Below are 19,966 nucleotides of genomic sequence, written 5' to 3'. Positions count from 1 at the left end.
GAGTTGTTGTGGCGAAAAATGCGATTCACCCTGGATTTCATAGCGCAGATATCTGTTGTTCAGTTATGCTGACAGATTTTGGAAAAGCTGATCCTAAAGAAGTTTTGGATGTAGCCCATTCAATTACACATTTCGGACCCGGAGGAAGACCGAGAGGTGAGCAAATGGAAATGTCTCAGAAATTAATGGATGCTTTCAGAGAAAATGACTTCCTGAATGATGAGAAATTAATCAGCATTGCCCGTTCTCATATGGGAACTCAGGGAGATGGAAATCATTTCTTGTTCGTTGGAATTTCTAAAAATACAGGAAATACCATGTTGGTCACTCACCACGGATCAAGAGCTCCGGGAGCCGCTTTGTATGATAAAGGGATGAAAATCGCAAACCGTTTCAGATTAGAAATTTCACCAGAAACTTTAAGGGAAAATGCCTGGATTCCTTATGAAACGGAAGAAGGAGAATCATATTGGGAAGCGTTACAATTGATAAGAACATGGACGAAAGAAAATCATACTTCAATCCATGATGCCGTTTTAAACAAAATGAACATCGAAAAAGAAGATAGATATTGGAATGAACATAATTTTGTTTTCAAGGATGGAGATTTGTTTTATCATGCAAAAGGTGCGACTCCGTTGGATGACAAATTCATGCCTGATATTACGGGACCAAGATTGATTCCGTTGAATATGTCAGAACCCGTTTTGATCGTTCAAGGGAAAACCAATGAGAGAAACTTAGGTTTTGCTCCACATGGAGCGGGAAGAAATTTTAGCAGAACACAACATAAAAAATCATTGGCTCATAAAACGATTGAAGAAGTTTTTGCAGAAGAAACAAAAGGTTTAGATATCCGTTTTTTCTCGAATGAAATTGATATTTCTGAACTTCCAACGGCTTATAAAAGTGCCAAAAATGTAAGAGCACAAATTGAAGAATACGGACTTTGCGAAGTTTTGGATGAAGTGATGCCTTACGGATGTATTATGGCAGGTGATGTGCAGAAAAACGCGCCTTGGAAGAAAAAGAAGAAGTTTAGAAAAGCATAAATAAAAACTTTTTATAAAGGTGGGAACAGTAGCTCAGATGGTAGAGCAACAGTAATACTTTTCGCTTATGGCAAATAAAGTTCCTATGAATTAAGTTTGTTGGTCGCAGGTTCGAGCCCTGCCTGTTCCTCAAAATATTGAAAATGTTTATATTCAACGATTAATCATTTTCATTTATTAAAAATAGTAAGGCAAAGAAAGTTCCTATTGATTTCCCACATTTACTTTCCGCCTTTTTAAGAATTCTAAGGCAAAGGGAGTTCCTATAATTGGAAAAATACTCCCCGCCTTTTTGTAAAACTGTAGGTAAAAGGAGTTCCTATAACATTCACTTTAAAGAAAACTACTCCTCACTTATTTTTTTAAAATTTAAAACAATGAAAACATTAAAATTATTCAATGCTGTATTAGCAAAAGAATCTGATGCAAAAGCGTTTATTTCAGAAGATGGTTTTATGATTGAGCCCGATGCTGTTTGGGCAAAAAAGAAATTACGTCTTATTACAAAAAGAAAAGCTCAATGGAAATGATTTAAATAAAACCTTTCATAAATCCTGGCAGAAAATCAAAGACAGCACAAGATTTCAATTACTTATCGAACAAATTAATCATTATATTTCAACGTATGGAAGCAATTTTCAAAATGAAATCTATATTCCGAATGAAGTATTAAATGTCCCCGATTTGAAATTAACCTTTAAAGTAATTAAAGCTTACAGCATCGAAGAAATGCAGGAAAAATGCCTTTCCTTATTGAAGTCCGGAATTGCCCTGAAGGAAGAAACAATTGATGATGTACTATATATTTTGCATAACGAATTAGAATATGATTTTACAGGAAAAGAAAATATCAGAAACAAAGAAGCAATCATAAAAATAGCTGACCGTTACGATATTTATCCAGAAAATCCGGTAGAATTTTTCCGTTATGTGATTTACAAAACGACCAGAACAACACTTCTGATCAAAAGTGATGATTTAATCGATGAAATAAAGCAAAGTAAATTTAATCCAACTTATCTGTTTGAAAAGTTCGAATTGGAAAAACTGGCTGAAATTTTTAACCGTTTCAAACCTCTGTTTTTAGCATTTAAAAACAAAGCACCGAAAACGATTAATAAAATTTCAAAACTGTCAAAAGTTTATCATCAGCCATTAATTTCAAATCCTTTAAATAATGCAACAAATATTTTGCTGGAAAACAGTGATTTGCATTGGCTGGAAAACGCCACTCCGTTTGCATTATTCAAAGCGTTGTCAGCGTGCTACTCAAGAATGTATGGTCAGGATACTTTTGTTTACAGAATCAGAAATGGTAAATCGTGGACGAAAAAAGCCACATCAACTTCTGTGAACGAATTGAATTATGATTTTATTTTAAACTACTTAAAATCAAAATATAATCTTTCCGGTAAGAAGATGTATTTCCCTAAAGATGTAGAATTTGCGTTACCCACATCCGAAAAAATGTTTGTAGGAAATATCCCTACAGGAACAAGATTTTACGGAGACAGATTGGCGATCGGAATCTACTGGGAAAATGCTTGGGGCGCTTATGACCTTGATCTTTCAGGATTGAATATTGCCGGAAAAATTGGCTGGAATGCATCTTATAATCAAAATGAAGGTCAGTTGATGTACTCTGGAGATATGACTTCCGCACCACAAGGTGCCGTAGAATATCTATATGCCAACAAAGGTTTTGTAGCTCCGACTTTGGTCATGAATAACGTTTTCAGCGGAAGCAGTGATTGTGGTTACAAAATCGTGATCGGAAAAGGCGATGCTGTTTCTTACGATTATATGATGAACCCAAACAATCTGTTTGCAGAAGCTCAATGCAACTCAGTACAGAAGCAAACGATTCTGGGAATTCTCTTGCCGAAAGATGGAAGACAATGTTTTGTTTTGTTGAATTTCGGAGCTGGGCATTCTCATGTTTCAGGAAGTTCTGAAGTTTCTATGATGGCTACGCAGGCACTTTATCAGCAATGGTATGAACCAATTTCTTTTAACAAACTTGTAGAAGAATTGGGAGCAACAATAACTAATAAGAAAAGTGAATCAGATTATAGTTTTTCCATAGATACTCTGGAAAAAGATAGCTTTATGAGAATTTTTAAAGTTTAGAAAAGATATTTTCACTATAAAAGTTAAACTTTAAACTAACTGTGCAAAAAGGCTGCGCAGTTAGTTTTTTACTTTGTAACTCAATATAAATTAATAACAATGACACCAAAAATATTAGAAAAATTAAAAGAAATAGAGGCAAAAAGAAACATAGAAATACTTCTTGCCGTAGAATCGGGAAGCCGGGCTTGGGGTTTTGCATCTCCCGACAGCGATTATGACATACGATTTATATACCGCCACGAAAAAGACTGGTATCTGTCGCCGTGGGATAAAGATGAAACGATAGAATTTATGACTGAAGACGATTTAGACGGTTCGGGATGGGATCTGAGAAAGACTTTTCATCTCTTGTTAAAGTCGAATGCGGCTTTGTTGAGTTGGTTCTACTCTCCTATCGTTTACGTAAAAAATGAAAAGTTTTATGAACTTTTTAAACCTTTGGCAGATTCCTGTTTTTCTCCGATAGCGGTTTCTTACCATTATCTGAGCATGAGCAAAAAATATTTGGAAGCCTGCAGAACAGATGAAGTAAAACTGAAATCTTATTTCTACTGCCTTCGAACGGCCTTGACAGGAAAATGGATATTGGAAAAAGGAACGGTACCACCAGTTTTGTTCAGTGAATTGCTGGTTTTGGTCGATGATTTTACAAGAACCAAAATAGAAAATCTTGTTGCCTTAAAAGCCACAAAAGGAGAATCTTATTACCATCCGAATGATTGGGAATTGTTTGGATTTTTAGAGAAAACAATATTGGATAATGAAGAAAGAGCTAAGAATTTAAAAGGTGGGAGTTCAGATAAAGGTGAGATGGAGAGGGTTTTTAGAGAAATATTAATATAAATATTGAGAGATTACGGTTTGTCGTAATCTTTTCTCGTAAATAGGAAATATTTTTGTTAAATTTATTTGATATAAAACTTAAACCATGCAGAATAAAAACTCAGAAATTAATCAAGATGAAAACACAGATATTTCAAATAAAAATTAGAGAATCAATCCAATATCTAATTCATTAAAAAAATATTCATTTTTAACTGTAAAATTGAATAGACTTTATTTATCGCAAATATACCAAATCTGAAGGAACTAACTTAGGGAATTAAAGTAAATGAATATGAATATTTTTGGCGAAAAGTATATAGAATTATCAACACAAATTTCTCTTAATTTCATAAATATTGAAAATTATTCAGACAATTTATTTTCATTAATTAATGATGAAATTGCTAAAATTTGGGATGGGGATCTAGATGACAACGATTTAGATACTGTAAAAATCGAATTTATTGAATGGTTAAATAACAAAAGACCAGAACAAAAACATGGCTTTATATCAGAATTTATATGTCATTTATTTTTAAGAAGCCAAGGGTATGAACAACATTTTTTGTTTAGAAATTTAGAAGAAAAAGGTCCAAAGAAAGGTTTTGATGGAGTTTTTGTGAATAAGGAAGAGTTTTGGATTTATGAGAGTAAATGTACTCTACCTGAAACTAAAATTTATAGTCATAACATTAATATTGGAGATGCCTATAATGATTTAAAAAAGAAAATTACTGGTGTAAATAGTAAGAATAATCCATGGAAGAATGCCTACACTCATTGTAATAATAATTCAATAAAAAAAATCAATCTTTGATAAATGCAGTAAAGGATTTATCCAAAAAATATGTTAGAAAAAACTATGAAATAATAGATAATTTTAACATTATACCAAGTTCTGTTATTTATATGGGAAATAAATTTGATTTGATTAATAATAATGACTTAGAGAGAAATCTAAAAACTTTATTAAATAGATATAATGCAAAAAAAATAAATGTAATATGTATCAATAAAAAACTATTTCTGATTTTGAAAAGTTTTTAGAAAAATAGTAAAATGGAAAAAAATATAGCTACTAATTTAAATTCTTTATTAAAGGATGATTTTTTTGAAAATTCATTTCAGAAACTTTGTTTAAATAAAGAATTAAACAATATGGAAAAGGAATATATTTTATCTTCTGCAATTCTTTTTTTTCAATTTTATGACCAAGACAAAAGAAATAAAATTTATTTTAAAATTGGTTACTATATTATTTTAAAATACACTTTAAAATATAAAAACTATCGACCTCTTTATGATATATGTCTTCAAATAGGTTTTTACCCAATAATTGAATTCATTACAAAAACCAAAAAATTATTAAATGTTGAAGAAGAATCAAAAAATTTAATCACTGACGCTATTGCTTTTATTTCTTATCAAAAAAATTCATTTCTAATGAAGGTTATATTGAATCATTAGAACAAAATAGTTCGAGAAAATCAATAATTAATAGTGAAGAAAATGAAATTGCATATATAGCTCCAACTTCATATGGTAAAAGTTCTTTGATAGCTGATTTTATTGAGAAAAATAATCCTAAGAAAGTAGGTATCATTGTTCCAACAAAATCTCTCCTAGTTCAAACTTATAATGATATAAAAAAATCTAACAATTATTATAAACTTGTTTTACATGATGAAATGTATAATATAGATGATGAGAAATTTATAGGAATCTTAACGCAAGAAAGAGCTACAAGAATTTTAAATAGTAAATCAAAATCTTTTTTTGATGTTATTTTTATTGATGAAGCTCACAACCTATTTAAAAGAGATTCAAGAAGTTTTATTTTGTCAAGATTAATTCAATTAAATTACAAGAGAAATCCTAATCAAAAGATAATTTACTTATCTCCATTAGTTGAGGATGAGAGTAATCTGAAAATCAAAAAAACAAAAGATGGAACTATTTATACTAGAAAAGTTCAGCATGATTTTAAATCTTTTGAATTGTTTTACTTTGATAAAAATAAAAGTTATTTCTACGATAGGTTTACAGGAAGAAAATATGACTTAAAAAAAGATAAAAATTATTTTGAATATATCATTGATAATTCATCTAATAAAAATTTTATTTACCAACTTAAACCAAAGTTAACTGAAAAATTAGCTTTAGAATTAAGTTCAAATATAAATATTGATTTATCCAAGAATGAGAATATTGAGAAAATCATAAATACATTAAAGAAAGAGGTTCATCCTGAATTTCAAATGATAGAATGTTTGAAAAAAGGTATTGTTTACATACATGGTAAAATACCTAATTTAATAAAAGAATATATTGAAAGACAATTTAAAGAGATTGATGAAATTGAATTTATTGTAGCAAATACAGTTATACTTGAAGGAATAAATTTACCTATTGAAACTATATTTATCACAACCAATAAAGCTGGAAAACAGAATGAAAGATTAGATATAAAAAGTTTGATAAATTTAATCGGTAGGGCAAATAGACTAAATTATGTATTTGATGAAAACTCTAAAGATATTGATAAACTTATTTCAAGAATACATTTTTTAGAGCATGATACCTATCATGGCAAAAAGGGTGATAAAAATCAATTTTCAATTTTTCAATCACTAAAGAAATTAAATGAAAATAAACTATTTGATTTGGTGAAAAATCCTATAATAGAAACTTACGATATTGAAAACCTAAAATTTACCGGAGAAAATAAAGTTGCAAATAAAGAAAAACATCGAAAAGAGGATAATAAATTATTAGAGCATTCAGATTTTGTACTTGAGCCACCAAAAAGTGAAAATGAAAGAATTAAAAAATATTTTATTGAAAACTCAATTGAAAAGTATTTCGATAATTTAGAAGAAGTAATAGAAATAATTTTAATTAACATTCAAAACTATGATTTTGATTTTAATCATAAAATAGTTGATATTATTTATGAAATTTTAATAGTTAATAATGTACATAACTTAAATGACTTTGAAATAGACAGGTTGAAAAATGAAAAAGCTAGAGATTATTATAATTATTACATTGACGTAACTCAAAAGCAACATTTAAATCAAAGAATTAATTCTGTTCTAAATCATTTTCATAACAAAATCAAACATGAAGATCCGTTTTTATATATTGGAACAGGATATGGTGATACGACATCTATTGACGCAGGAAAGTCTTCAAGATATGAACAGTTAAATAACAAATATAGAGATTGGAAAAATGTCTATATTAATTTAAAATATACGGAACAAAGTTGGGTTAACTTAGCAATTGTGAAGCTAAAAATAGAAGAAGATTTTGTAAGTTTTCAATTAACTTTATTAATGTCATTTTTATATGATTTTAATATTATTCCAAAAGATTACTATTACCAATACATTTATGGAACGACTGATGAAAGAGTTATAAATCTGGTAAGATTTGGATTAACTGTCAGTGTAATTAATAAGTTAGAAATTGATAATCAAATTGAAAATTTAGAATTAGATAAAAATGGTAATTTAAGACCAAAAAACAAGATTGAGTTTGAAAATTACCTGATTAATCAAGCAGAATTATTTCAATTTGAAATTAGAAAATATTTGAATTAATAATTTAAAATGACCATCCAAACACTAAAATCCCGCAACCTCATCCTCCTCGAATCCATCTCCGGAAGCCGCTCTTTCGGGCTCGCAACGGAAAACTCTGATACAGATATTCGGGGAGTGTATTATTTACCAAAAGAAGATTTTTTTGGTTTAAATTATATTCCGCAAATTTCTAATGAGACAAATGATATTTCGTATTATGAGATCGGGAGATTTGTAGAATTGCTACAAAAAAACAATCCGAATATTCTGGAAATTCTGGCAAGTCCGGAAGACTGTATTCAGCATAAAAATCCGTTAATGGATTTGTTGAAGCCTGAAGATTTCCTTTCCAAATTATGCAAAGATACGTTTGCGGGTTATGCGATTTCGCAGATCAAAAAAGCAAAAGGACTCAATAAAAAGATTTTAAATCCTATTGATAAAGAAAGAAAATCGATTCTTGATTTCTGTTATATTTTAGAAAATAACAGTTCAATTCCATTAAAAAAATGGCTTCAAGAATTCCCCTCCTCCGTAGGGGTGTCCGCTGGACGGGGTGGTCTTTCACAGAAAAAATGCGGATTGGTGAGCATCGACAATACCAAAGGAATGTTTGCCGTTTTCTACAATGAATCGGGAGATTTAGGCTACAAAGGAATTATTCAGAACGAAGAAGCCAATCAGGTTTCTCTGTCATCAATTCCAAAAGGAGAAAAATCGGTGGCTTTTATGTTCTGTAATCTCGACGCCTACTCCACGTACTGCAAAGATTACCGTGAATATTGGAAATGGGTTTCCGAGCGAAATGAAGACCGCTACAACGTCAATCAAAACCACGGACAAAACTACGACAGCAAAAATATGATGCACACGATTCGATTGCTGCAGTCGTGCGAACAGATTTTTAAAACCAATTCTTTAAATATCCGTGTAGAAAACCGTGATGAATTATTAGATATCAAAGCCGGAAACTGGTCGTATGATAATGTAATGAAAAAAGCAGAAGGATTGATTCAGTCGATTGAATACTATCATTCGATCTCGACACTTCCAGAATATCCGGATCTGGAAAAAACAACAAAAATCTTAGTCGAAATAAGAGAAAATCTTTACAAATAATTTGTTTCTAAAAATGTTCAAAATAATTATCTATGTACTGATTTGCAATTCCTTTTTCCATTTCAAAACAACAAAACCCCAGTCTATGTATCGGGGTTTTTCATTATCCTATTTAACATAATACACTGATTAACAAAATATTTTACACCAAAAACTATTTTATTCAAAATAATTTTTATATTTGAAGTACTAATTTAAAAACACAAATATTATGTCAAGTACCTCCGAAGTTGGGCACGCTAAAAATGTAGCGAACCTTCAAAAAATTACACAGCAAGTTACCACTTACAGCCTTTACAATCCTCCGGTAGAAAACATTACAGTAGCCAACCTTCAGGCATTGTACACCAATGCCGCCGCAAAATTAACTGAGGTGGAAGACAAACGAAACGCCAACAAAAACGCAATCATCACACGTCAGACCGCCTTCGAAAATCTAAAATCAACATGTACCAAAATCGTTAATCTGCTCGAAATTTTAGGATTGCCACAAGGAACATTAGATCAGGCAAGATCATTGAACCGCGCAGTTCAGGGCGGCTCAAAGAAAGTCGCCACTCCACTTGAAGAAGGTAAAGAAGCGCCCAAAACAGCTTCCACTTCCCGCCAGTCTTTCACCCAGCAGGCTGAAAATTTCGGGATTCTTCTGCAATTATTGGCAACCCTTCCGGGCTACACACCAAATGAAGAAGATTTAAAATTAAACAACCTGACCACCTACCACGCATCATTAATGAGTGCTACCCAGGCTGTCGACCAGACTGAAGCCGAGCTCAACACAAAATTGATAGAAAGAGACAAAATTTTATATGCAGACGATACAGGCTTGTACACCATCGCCCAGAACATCAAAAAGTATGTGAAAAGCCTCTACGGTGCAACTTCTCCCGAGTACACAAACGTTTCAGCAATAGAATTTACGAATAGAAAATAATGTTTTTTGTGTTCAAAAGAATGTTGAAACACAGTAACTCAATATTCTTGCATTGTAAAGTTACATTCTTGTAATGTAGCTTTATTTTTTTGCGATGTTATTTCACATGGGCACGATGCAAATTAATATTCTTTCGTTGTAGAATCATATTCTTGCAATGTTAAACCATATTCTTCCGATGTCGAACTATACTCTTGCACTGTAGCATTATATTCTTGAATTGTGAAATCATATTTCCGCATCCTGAAATTACATTCTCACTCCGGAATATCCAGATCTAGAAAAAACAACATAAATTTTAGTCGAAATAAGAGAAAATCTTTATATATAAAAAGAAAACCACCTCATTGCTGAAGCGGTTTGTTTTATATATAGTTTAAAAAACTATCTGATGATTTTGATATTGATTGCAGAGAAACCTTTTGGTGATCTTTCTTTTTCGAAAGATACTTTGTTTCCTTTTTTGATGATATCAATACAATTGTTGCTGTGGAAGAATACATTTTCTTTAGAGTTATCTTCAGTGATAAATCCGTATCCTTTGTCGCTGAAAAAAGTAACGATACCAGACTTGATTGGATCTTCTTCCTGAATAGGAGCTGCACCCAATTGAATGTTATCCAAATCAATGACACTTTTGTTGCTGTTATCAGGAGGTGTACTTGTTAACTGACCATTTGCATCTACATACATAATCATGTCATCAAGACTTTTCCCTTTGTCATTGGTGTTCTTTCGGTCCTCGCGACGTATCGCTTTTTCCTTTTGCTTCTGTAATTTTTTCTTAAAGTTTTCTTTTTTGAGAAAGAATCCGCCATATATTATTTTATATTAATTGTTATTCTTGAATTTAATTTTCTGATGATTTTCCAGTTATTTCATCAAAGGGTATTGTTTACCATCACAAAAAGATTTCTATTGAAATTCTTCTAATGATTCCGCTGCATTAAGATAATAAATTTTTTAGAATTTACGATCGTTACCAGAAAGTTTTTCGATTATTACAACCATTTCAACTTCCCGAAAAGAAGTAAAAAGGTGTTCTACAGGTGGTCAGTCGTGGTGATTCGTATTGCCGGCACTAAGATTCATTTACAAGAAATAAAAGTGAAAAACGGCAGTCAGAATAAAGAAAACTGAGGGATAAAGGGTATTCTAAACTGTTATAGTTTAAGAAAAGCAGAAACCTTCTTCTTAATTATAGTGCAAATATACGACAATTCCACGGATTTTGAAGACTATTATTTAAATAATTGAATTTCAGATTATTTAGAATACAGAAAAATGACTTTTTAATTGCTTTTCCATTAAAAATTAGATGATTATCAAATTGCTTAAAACACTATTTTTTAAGTGCGTAAAACTACTTAAGTATATTCCGCCTTACAGAAGTACAAATACCTATTATCAATTTGGGTATTTTCTACTCTACCAGTTCCAATTCTTTAGAAGTTACTTTGTGCTGTTCATTAAGAGAAGCTTCCAATGAATTGAGGCGGCCTCCGAAAAGCCTGATATTTAAAAGAGTAGGAAACCAAAAAACTAATATTATGTCACAAGCACAAGCAGCAATGCAAACTCTAACTCAACAATGGTACAATGCCTTAGTTACAGGATTATCTTTAAGTCCTAATAACTTCCAGCTTTACCAGGGAACACAACCTGTAGGACCAACTTCAGACTGGCTTTGGAAAATTTTTGATGCCGTTCCTCCAAAATCTGTGAACAACAGCTATGACCCAAGTCAATCTAACAATTTTTCTCAGGATTATCAGGCAGTAATTGCTAACTTAAAACCATTATCAGATAATAGCTTCCAGAATTGTATGGGAGATTATTATACGAATTGGCTAAATTATATTCAGTCTCCTAAATGTCCTTCTAATATTTTTGACAGCCCGGATGCTATGCAGTCTGCATTTAAAAAATGGGCAATGATTTATGCTCCTTCTCAGATGGGATGCAGCGCATCATTAATCCAATCTTTCTATAATGATATCGTAACGATTGCCAATACGATGTTTGCTTCTGCTCAGGCTGCAGGGAAAGGATATGCTTATAATACTACGATTGCAGACTTAAGTAACGCAATCCAGTCTGCTCCGGCAAAAAGCTTTACGATGGATAGTAAAACACAGTCTTCTGATGTATCTCACACATGGGCAAGCGGAAGTACATCTGTGTTTTTCGACTTGTTTGATTTTGGGGGCGGCGCAAGCTATGACAATCTTACACAGGAAGCTACCTCAGCAGGTATTAATATCAGTGCAAGCTTCAAACATGTGTTGACATTACCTGGAGCTCCTTTAGCAAAAACGTCTACAGATCCTATCCTTAGCCAATACACGCCTTGGTATAACAGTGCAGCATTGTCAAGAGCTTATGGTACCAGAGACAACACGGTTTGGAAAAACGGTTTGCCATCTTGGGACACTACTTTCGGGCCTAATGGTAACTTACAGCGTTCTGCAACTTCTTTGATCATTGTTGACGGAATTGATATTACAATGACTTCTGCAACAAGTTATTCTTCAAGTGACCAGCAGGTAATCACCGCAAGAGCAAGTACAGGTTTCTGGCCTTTCTTCAGTGCTAGTGGATCTGGTGGTTCTTCAACTTCAGTAAGCTTTTCAGATAGCGGTCAAATGACTGTAAAAATCACTTCACCAGCAGGAAATCCTCAGCTTTTAGGAGTATTGGTTTCTGCTATGTCGGAAATTTTAGGTTAAAAACCATATTTGTTTATTAGGAATAACTCCACTGAGATGTCAGTGGAGTTATTTATTTTTCTTTAAAATATAATAAACAGCCTTATCTTTTTCATCATTTGTGGTATAAGCGAATTGGAATACATAGCCATTTGCAGACATAAAATTCAGAGCATCCATCATCGAATTAAATTTCACATTCCGTCCTCTTTCGTCTTTAATATTGGTTTCGTTTTTAAAGGATATGGATTTAGTTTCCTGTCCGAAATCGATTTCCACATTTACTTTTGTACTTAAAGAACGACCAGTCCCGATAATCTGAACGTAATCTACATCGATATCTCTTAGCGAAACATCATTTACTGTTTGAGAAAATACTAATGCAGATGCGTTGATTAAGAATAGAATAAATAATTTTTTCATAGTTTATATTTTAAGTTGTTAAAAATAAAACAAATATTGAAATTTTTGAATTAAATATCACCGGAATTAGTGGTTTTATATAGTTGATTGTAATAATCTTAAGCTTCGTACAAAGGCTCGTGTTCTCCAAGCCGGTCTTGATCTTAAGGATTTACATTTCCTTCATTTCTTGGCTTTTGTGCCGGTCTTTCTAGTCTTGGCCATAAAACTTTTCTAGAAAGTTTTATTTTTTCACGGTCATCATAACCCTCGCTTCCGCACAATTGTATCGTGTGACTTTTATTTTCTAATCGCTTTCTTAAAAAGTTTTTATCTTTATAAAAATATAATTAACAAGTCGTAACTATAAGTTCCACAATCCTAAAGGATTTATCAAATCAAAATAATAACCCTTAAAATTTAAAAACCATGAAAAAAACACTATTCATTTGCTCCCTTCTATTTAACCTTTCTATTACATGTGCTCAAACTATTGAATCGGGAAGCCGTAATACAGCAGGTTACATCAAATCAGACGGAACAATTGAAAACAAAAGTCATTCTACAGTAGGTTATATTAAAAGCGACGGTACGGTTGAAAACAAAAGCCACAGCACAATTGGGAGAATCAAAAGCGATGGTACCATAGAAAACAAAAGTGGTTCTACTGTTGGTTATGTTAAAAAAGACGGAACAGTCGAAAACAGCAGCCATTCAACCCTTGGGTACATCAAAGACAACGGAACGGTGGAAAACAGCAGCCACGGTACGATCGGCAATGCTAATGGAATTAAAAAAGAATGGGCGGCAGTAGCTTTTTTCTTCTTTAAAATGGAATAAACTACCTCAAGGCAAAGCCCCAGGTATAGAACATTGATAATTCTGTTCTCTCACCTGCAACCAATAATCTATATCCTCAAACAATAATTTCTTTACCTAAAAAATCAATACCCCCACAAAAAAACCACCGAAAATTCGGTGGTTTCATATAGTTGATTGTAATAATCTTAAGCTTCATTCAAAGGCTTGTGTTCTCCCGGTTGGTCTTTACCTTCAGGATTTACGTTACCTTCATTTCTTGGCTTTTGTGCCGGTCTTTCTGGTCTTGGCAATAAAACTTTTCTAGAAAGTTTCATTTTTTTACGGTCATCATAACCCATAAATTTCACCTCAACTTCGTCACCTTCTTTGTAAGGAACTTTGTCTAGACGAGCCCATTCGATTTCAGAGATATGAAGTAGACCTTCAGTACCTTTTGCAATCGCTACGAATGCTCCAAAATCCATCACTTTTACTACTTTACCTTGGTAAACTTCACCTACAGTTGGTACAAAAGTAATCTCGTTGATTCTTGCAATCGCTTCGTTGATTTTCTCTCTGCTAACACCAGAAATTTCAATTCTACCGATTTCGCCAACTTCTTCAATTGCGATAACAGTATCAGTATCTTTCTGCATTTGCTGAATGATTTTTCCACCAGGCCCGATAACTGCACCGATGAAATCTTTAGAGATCTCAAGCATTACCATTTTCGGAGCGTGAGGTTTCACGTCTTCTCTTGGAGCAGAAATTGTCTCGTTTAATTTATCAAGAATATGTAATCTTCCGTCTCTAGCTTGTAGAAGCGCTTTTTCCATAATGTCCATCGACAATCCTTGAATCTTGATGTCCATCTGACAAGCGGTGATTCCATCTGCTGTTCCGGTTACTTTAAAGTCCATATCTCCCAAGTGATCTTCATCACCCAAGATGTCAGAAAGTACAGTGAATTTTCCTGATTTTACATCAGTTACCAATCCCATTGCAATACCAGAAACCGGTTTCTTGATTTGAACACCTGCATCCATCAATGCTAAAGTTCCTGCACAAACAGTCGCCATAGAAGATGAACCGTTTGATTCTAAAATATCAGAAACGATACGGATGGTATAAGGATTTTCTTCCGGGATCATATTCGCCAAAGCTCTTTGAGCTAAGTTTCCGTGACCTACTTCTCTTCTTGAAGTTCCTCTCAAAGGACGAGCTTCACCTGTTGAGAACGGCGGGAAGTTATAATGTAAGAAGAATCTTTCGTCATAGTTTACCATTACGCTGTCTACCATGTTCGCATCTTTTACTGAACCTAAAGTTACAGCAGTTAAAGATTGAGTTTCACCTCTTGTGAAGATTGCAGAACCGTGAGCTCCAGGTAAATAATCGATTTCGCTCCAGATCGGGCGAATCGTTTGAGGATCACGACCATCAAGACGGATTTTATCATTTAAAATCATCTGACGCATCGCTTCTTTTTCCACGTCATGGAAATATACTTTTGCGAAAGGAGTTACTCTTTCTAACTCTTCAGCATGTTCTACATATTGAGATAAAAATTCAGCCAATACAGCTTTAAATTTCTCACCCCTCTCTTCTTTTCCTGAAGGAATTTTTGCTACTTCGTATACTTTATCGTATGTTTCTTTCCACACTTTCTCACGAATTGCTTCGTCGTGATTTTCGTGGCTATATTCTCTTTTTGGTAAAGATTTGCCTACTTTTTCAGCTAATCTTTCCTGAGCTTCAACTTGTTTTTTGATTTCAACATGAGCGAATTGAATTGCTTCAAGCATTTCTGCCTCAGAAATTTCTTTCATCTCACCTTCCACCATTACGATAGAATCTTTAGTTGCACCCACCATGATGTCAAGGTCAGCCAATTTAAGATCTTCATAATTAGGGTTTACCGCTAATTTCCCGTCAATTCTTACTACTCTTACTTCAGACATTGGTCCGTTGAAAGGAATATCAGTAATTGCAATCGCTGCCGAAGCTGCAAGACCTGCTAAATCGTCAGGAATTGACTGTCCGTCATAAGAAATCAATGAAATCATCACCTGAACTTCCGCATGGAAATCTTCAGGGAATAATGGTCTTAGAACCCTGTCTACCAAACGCATTGTCAGGATTTCCTGATCTGAAGGTCTAGCTTCTCTTCTAAAAAAGTTTCCAGGAATTTTTCCACCTGCATAGAATTTTTCTCTGTAATCTACTGTCAATGGTAAGAAATCTACACCATCTTTTGCTTCTTTGCTGGCTACAACAGTTGCTAAAAGCATTGTTCCGCCGATTTTTACGACTACAGAACCATCAGCCTGTTTTGCTAATTTTCCTGTTTCAATTGTGATCTCTCTGCCGTCTGCAAGAATGATCGTCTCTGTAATTGCTTGAGGTATACTCATAAATTGTTTTGTGTTGCACTCCGTATTGAGCGCTTTAGTTATTGATATTTCGTCTAAATTTCGTTTGCAAAGATAATGTATTATAATGATTTATCGAATTTCAGATATACATTATATGATGATTTGAACAACTTTTATTGAAATAATAGACGATTTTACCTTGTTTTGATATATTTAATAAAATAGAATCAAAGCATAAAAAAAGCAACCTCTTACGAAGTTGCTTCTTATTTTTGGAAATCTAATAGATTATTTTCTTAATCCAAGTTCAGCAATAATTGCTCTATATCTTGTGATATCCTTGTTTTTAAGGTAATCTAACAAACTTTTTCTTTTACCTACTAATTTTACCAAAGATCTCTCAGTAGCAAAGTCATGACGGTTAGCCTTCAAATGCTGAGATAAGTGGTTGATTCTAAAAGTGAAAAGAGCAACTTGTCCTTCAGCTGTTCCTGTGTCTTGTGCAGATTTTCCATGTTTTGCGAAAATTTCTGCTTTTTTTTCTGTTGTTAAGTACATTCCAATATTGTTTAATGATTATTATGTAACGGGTGCAAAAGTACGACTATTTTCTTACTCAGCAAAACATAATTGATTCTATGTATTAAAATAGATAGAAAAATATGTTAAAATTTCCTTAATAAAATTATGCAATTCCACTAAAAGACAGTACTTTTGCAAGTGACAAAGACATGAAAAAAATCTTCTTCTTTACGCTTATTTCTACTGTATTCATCATCAGTATTTCTTCTGTAAAAGCACAGAAAGCTCATACTGCTGACAAAATAAAGAAAATCTTATACTTTAATCCTGAAGTAGAACCTGATCTTGAGGAGATTAAGGAACCCACCAATCATGCATTTTTCAGCGCTGTTTCAGATAAAGTGAGCGGATTTAGAAAAAATAAAATGTTGAGATCCGAGGTTCAGGTTTCTTATGACAGCATCGATTCTAAGACTATTTCAGAATACAGCAAAAACAACGATGCTGATTTTGTAGTGGTTCCTAAAGTAAAATATTTCAAAGTAGGTTTAGGAAAATATGTATTTTCTAATCAGGTTGTTGTGAGCATGAAACTCTTTGACGCTGAGGGAAACTTCATTGCCTCATCAGATTACGACACCTACCGTAAAAACATGCGTCTTTTGGGTTCTGCAGAAAATTCAATTAAAATAGGTACCAATGGTGCGATGAAAAGCATTCTGAAAGAATTGAGAAAACAGAAACCCTCTTCTGAAGCCGGTTTTTAACCTTTAATAAATCCTTAAATTTACGTTATCGTTCTTGTTTGTTGATATTTTGGATTATTTTTGCATATCCAAAAAATTCAGGTTTTGAATCATACAGACGAACTTACCTTTAATCCAGCCGACATTGCCGAAAGACTTAGCGAACTTCATGCTGATGAAAGGCTATTGGCTTTTCTGAAAGTTCCAAAAGAGTACAAAGCCGATGTTTTTTCCCATTTAGATCCTGATTTCCAAGAAGAAACTATCCGAAGCATCGGCAGTGACGAAGTTTCTGAGATCCTGAATGCGATGACACCCGATGACAGAACCGCACTTTTTGAAGATTTTCCTGATGAATTGATTAAATATTCAATCAATCACCTTAATCCTCAAGAAAGAAGAATTGCCCTGAAGCTTTTGGGGTATGATTCTGATTCTATTGCCCGTCTGATGACACCTTATTACATCCAAATTCGTAAAGAATGGACGGTAAAAAGATGTCTTCAGCAAATCAAAAAAGTCGGAAAAAGAGTGGAAACCATCAACCATTTGTACGTTGTTGATGAGAGAAATCGCTTGATTGACGATTTAGCACTTGGAAGTTTGCTATTAGTTGAAGATGATACTTTGGTTTCAGATCTTACCGACAATCAGTTTGTAGCCATCAAGACAACAACTTCAAAAGAAGATGCCGTAACCTACTTTGAAAAATATGACCGTACCGCACTTCCCATTATTACGGATGCAGGAGTTTTGGTAGGAATTGTGACGATTGATGACATTTTAGATCAAATTGAATCTCAAAACACTGAAGACATTCAAAAATTCGGGGGTGTTGAAGCTTTGGATGATCCTTATATTCAAACACATTGGTTTGAAATGATTAAAAAAAGAGGGCTTTGGCTGATTGTTTTGTTTTTCTTACAGTTGATTACCGCTTCTGTGATGGGATATTATGAAAACGAAATTGAAAAAGCTGTGGTCTTGGCACTTTTCATTCCATTAATTATATCAAGTGGCGGAAATTCAGGTTCGCAGGCTGCAACTTTGATTATCCGTGCAATGGCACTTCAAGAAATCACCATCAAAGACTGGTGGATTGTGATGAAAAAGGAATTGGTTACAGGCCTAATTCTGGGAACATTTCTTGGGGTAATCGGTTTTTTCAGAATTATGATCTGGCACAAAATGGGCTGGTTTGATTACGGTGATTACTGGTTTTTCATCGCACTCAGTGCTGGAATGTCATTATCGATGATTGTACTTTGGGGAACTTTATCGGGATCAATGGTTCCTTTTATTCTTAAAAAATTCAATCTTGACCCAGCAACTTCTTCTGCACCATTTGTTGCAACGTTGGTCGACGTTACAGGTTTGATTATTTACTTTACGATTGCCGGACTTTTCTTAACCGGAAAACTTTTGTAATTTTAGGCAAAGTCTAAAATCTAGTCATGAAAGTTATTTCTCTGGTACCTTCAATTACTGAAGCTTTATTTGATTTGGGATTAACCGAAAACGAAATTATCGGCAGAACGAAATTCTGTATTCATCCCGAAGACAAAGTAAAAAATGTGGAAATTATCGGTGGTACAAAAAACTTGAATATTGAAAAAATTAAAGCTTTAAAACCCGATTTAATCTTAGCCAACAAAGAAGAAAACGTAAAAGAACAGGTTGAAATTTTAATGAAAGATTTCAAAGTGATTGTTTATAATACGGAGACGATTGAAGACAATTATTATTTAGTTAAAAACCTGGGCTTACTTTTTAATAAAGAAGAAAGAGCACAGATTTTTAATCTTAAAATTTACGAAGTTCTTAATGGTGCAAAAATTCATACAAAAATAAAGACTGCCTATCTGATTTGGAAAAATCCTTATATGACGGTAGGTTCAGATACTTTTATTCATAACATTCTTGCCGAAATAGGTTTTGAAAATATTTTTAAAAGCCAAACCCGTTATCCTGAAGTTCAGATTGAGGATTTAGCTGAAGCGGATGTGATCATGCTTTCATCAGAGCCTTTTCCATTTAAGGAAAAACATATTGCGAAACTTAAAGAATTTTATCCCGAAAAGAAAATTATCATCGTTGATGGTGAAGCTTTTTCTTGGTACGGAACGCATATTGCGAAGTGTGAGAATTATTTTAAGGAATTAATTGCTGAATTTAATCACTAAGTTTTGGCCAAAGCCAAATGATTTTTTTTCATTCTTAAACGGGCTAAAGCCCATTCCTATTGATGTTTTCATTCACAAAAAAACTCCGACAAAAAATCGGAGTTTATATTTTAGTTTTAATAATTAAGATTACAAAATCTTAGAAACTTCATGACAAAGCCATTCCAGCAATTCTAAATCTTCTTTTGTAAATGGATCGATGGTGTGAGAATCAATATCAATTTGTCCAATATTTTCACCATTTTTAAAGATAGGAACTACGATTTCAGCTTTGGTATCAATTGAGCAGCTCAAATAATTATCCTGCAAATGAACATCAGGAACGATGAAAGTTTCGTTTGAAACGGCAACCTGTCCGCAAATTCCTTTTCCGTAAGGGATAATGATATGATCTGTTTCTGCACCAACGTAAGGACCTAACTTCAACTCGTCTTTATCACCGTTTTTAAAGTAAAAACCAGTCCAGTTGAAATATGAAATTTCCTGATCTAAAAGATGACAAACCTTTTCAAGTTTCTCCTCAGTATTATGTTTTGGACTCTCAAGAATCGATGAAAGTCTTTTTTTTAATTCAGACAT

The 19,966-nt window shown here is 33.1% G+C and carries 19 protein-coding genes and 1 tRNA gene; 15 read left to right on the top strand and 5 right to left on the bottom strand.

Going from position 1 to position 19,966, the window contains the following annotated elements:
- Window positions 1-251 precede the first annotated feature (251 nt).
- The 10 genes from EAG08_RS23165 to EAG08_RS17565 all read left to right on the top strand — a co-directional run bounded on the left by EAG08_RS23165 (window position 252) and on the right by EAG08_RS17565 (window position 9,650).
- Window positions 252-1,052 (top strand): RtcB family protein, encoded by an 801-nt coding sequence (locus EAG08_RS23165; RefSeq protein WP_410493342.1) that lies wholly within the window; start codon window positions 252-254, stop codon window positions 1,050-1,052.
- A 22-nt stretch (window positions 1,053-1,074) separates the two neighbouring features.
- A tRNA-OTHER gene (locus tag EAG08_RS21465) sits at window positions 1,075-1,182 on the top strand.
- 247 nt (window positions 1,183-1,429) lie between these two features.
- Window positions 1,430-1,582: a hypothetical protein gene (locus EAG08_RS21460; protein WP_164998590.1), complete on the top strand. Its 153-nt coding sequence runs from the start codon at window positions 1,430-1,432 to the stop codon at window positions 1,580-1,582.
- Window positions 1,583-1,736: 154 nt separating this feature from the next.
- Entirely contained in the window at window positions 1,737-3,182 is a 1,446-nt protein-coding gene (locus EAG08_RS17595) for a hypothetical protein (RefSeq protein ID WP_129536569.1), read from the top strand.
- A 99-nt stretch (window positions 3,183-3,281) separates the two neighbouring features.
- The gene (locus tag EAG08_RS17590; RefSeq protein WP_129536568.1) at window positions 3,282-4,028 is read left to right on the top strand and encodes a DNA polymerase beta superfamily protein; all 747 of its coding nucleotides are present in this window, start codon (window positions 3,282-3,284) and stop codon (window positions 4,026-4,028) included.
- A 274-nt stretch (window positions 4,029-4,302) separates the two neighbouring features.
- Window positions 4,303-4,827, top strand: coding sequence for a hypothetical protein (locus EAG08_RS17585; RefSeq protein WP_129536567.1), 525 nt, complete (start codon window positions 4,303-4,305; stop codon window positions 4,825-4,827).
- A 242-nt stretch (window positions 4,828-5,069) separates the two neighbouring features.
- Complete coding sequence (locus EAG08_RS17580) at window positions 5,070-5,477, top strand: hypothetical protein (RefSeq protein WP_129536566.1); 408 nt, start codon at window positions 5,070-5,072, stop codon at window positions 5,475-5,477.
- Window positions 5,447-7,615: a DEAD/DEAH box helicase gene (locus EAG08_RS17575; protein ID WP_317126334.1), complete on the top strand. Its 2,169-nt coding sequence runs from the start codon at window positions 5,447-5,449 to the stop codon at window positions 7,613-7,615. The genes EAG08_RS17580 and EAG08_RS17575 overlap by 31 nt, the downstream gene beginning before the upstream one ends.
- 9 nt (window positions 7,616-7,624) lie before the next feature.
- On the top strand, window positions 7,625-8,716 hold the full coding sequence (locus EAG08_RS17570; RefSeq protein ID WP_129536564.1) for a DNA polymerase beta superfamily protein: 1,092 nt from the start codon (window positions 7,625-7,627) through the stop codon (window positions 8,714-8,716).
- Between the two features lie 211 nt (window positions 8,717-8,927).
- Complete coding sequence (locus tag EAG08_RS17565) at window positions 8,928-9,650, top strand: hypothetical protein (protein WP_129536563.1); 723 nt, start codon at window positions 8,928-8,930, stop codon at window positions 9,648-9,650.
- 384 nt (window positions 9,651-10,034) lie between these two features.
- On the opposite strand, the gene EAG08_RS17560 is transcribed toward EAG08_RS17565, so the two are convergent.
- Window positions 10,035-10,349 carry a cold shock domain-containing protein gene (locus EAG08_RS17560; protein ID WP_228446630.1) on the bottom strand — a complete coding sequence of 105 codons (315 nt, stop codon included), beginning with the start codon at window positions 10,347-10,349 and terminating at the stop codon, window positions 10,035-10,037.
- 851 nt (window positions 10,350-11,200) lie between these two features.
- Between EAG08_RS17560 and EAG08_RS17555 the strand changes: the two genes are divergently transcribed.
- Window positions 11,201-12,379 carry a hypothetical protein gene (locus tag EAG08_RS17555; protein WP_129536561.1) on the top strand — a complete coding sequence of 393 codons (1,179 nt, stop codon included), beginning with the start codon at window positions 11,201-11,203 and terminating at the stop codon, window positions 12,377-12,379.
- Between the two features lie 48 nt (window positions 12,380-12,427).
- Here EAG08_RS17555 and EAG08_RS17550 read toward each other — a convergent pair whose 3' ends face one another.
- A complete protein-coding gene (locus EAG08_RS17550) occupies window positions 12,428-12,781 on the bottom strand; it encodes a hypothetical protein (protein ID WP_129536560.1) in 354 nt (117 codons plus the stop codon).
- Window positions 12,782-13,189: 408 nt separating this feature from the next.
- Between EAG08_RS17550 and EAG08_RS17545 the strand changes: the two genes are divergently transcribed.
- The gene (locus tag EAG08_RS17545) at window positions 13,190-13,600 is read left to right on the top strand and encodes a 5-fold beta-flower protein (protein ID WP_129536559.1); all 411 of its coding nucleotides are present in this window, start codon (window positions 13,190-13,192) and stop codon (window positions 13,598-13,600) included.
- A gap of 167 nt (window positions 13,601-13,767) precedes the next feature.
- Here EAG08_RS17545 and EAG08_RS17540 read toward each other — a convergent pair whose 3' ends face one another.
- On the bottom strand, window positions 13,768-15,975 hold the full coding sequence (locus tag EAG08_RS17540) for a polyribonucleotide nucleotidyltransferase (RefSeq protein ID WP_129536558.1): 2,208 nt from the start codon (window positions 15,973-15,975) through the stop codon (window positions 13,768-13,770).
- 249 nt (window positions 15,976-16,224) lie between these two features.
- Window positions 16,225-16,494: a 30S ribosomal protein S15 gene (gene rpsO / locus EAG08_RS17535; protein ID WP_129536557.1), complete on the bottom strand. Its 270-nt coding sequence runs from the start codon at window positions 16,492-16,494 to the stop codon at window positions 16,225-16,227.
- A 173-nt stretch (window positions 16,495-16,667) separates the two neighbouring features.
- Here rpsO and EAG08_RS17530 point away from each other — a divergent pair, with 173 nt between their 5' ends.
- From EAG08_RS17530 to EAG08_RS17520, 3 genes are all read left to right on the top strand, one after another.
- Window positions 16,668-17,225: a pyruvate decarboxylase gene (locus EAG08_RS17530; RefSeq protein ID WP_129536556.1), complete on the top strand. Its 558-nt coding sequence runs from the start codon at window positions 16,668-16,670 to the stop codon at window positions 17,223-17,225.
- 84 nt (window positions 17,226-17,309) lie between these two features.
- The gene (mgtE, locus tag EAG08_RS17525) at window positions 17,310-18,632 is read left to right on the top strand and encodes a magnesium transporter (RefSeq protein ID WP_129536555.1); all 1,323 of its coding nucleotides are present in this window, start codon (window positions 17,310-17,312) and stop codon (window positions 18,630-18,632) included.
- Between the two features lie 26 nt (window positions 18,633-18,658).
- Window positions 18,659-19,387: an ABC transporter substrate-binding protein gene (locus EAG08_RS17520; RefSeq protein WP_129536554.1), complete on the top strand. Its 729-nt coding sequence runs from the start codon at window positions 18,659-18,661 to the stop codon at window positions 19,385-19,387.
- Window positions 19,388-19,516: 129 nt separating this feature from the next.
- Here the strand turns inward: EAG08_RS17520 and EAG08_RS17515 are convergent, their stop codons facing one another.
- On the bottom strand, window positions 19,517-19,966 hold the full coding sequence (locus tag EAG08_RS17515) for a GAF domain-containing protein (RefSeq protein WP_129536553.1): 450 nt from the start codon (window positions 19,964-19,966) through the stop codon (window positions 19,517-19,519).

The sequence above is a fragment of the Chryseobacterium sp. 3008163 genome (assembly GCF_003669035.1).
Lineage (GTDB): Bacteria > Bacteroidota > Bacteroidia > Flavobacteriales > Weeksellaceae > Chryseobacterium.
The sequence above is the reverse complement of the archived record's forward strand: the minus strand, read 5'-3'. Positions and strand labels throughout refer to the sequence as shown.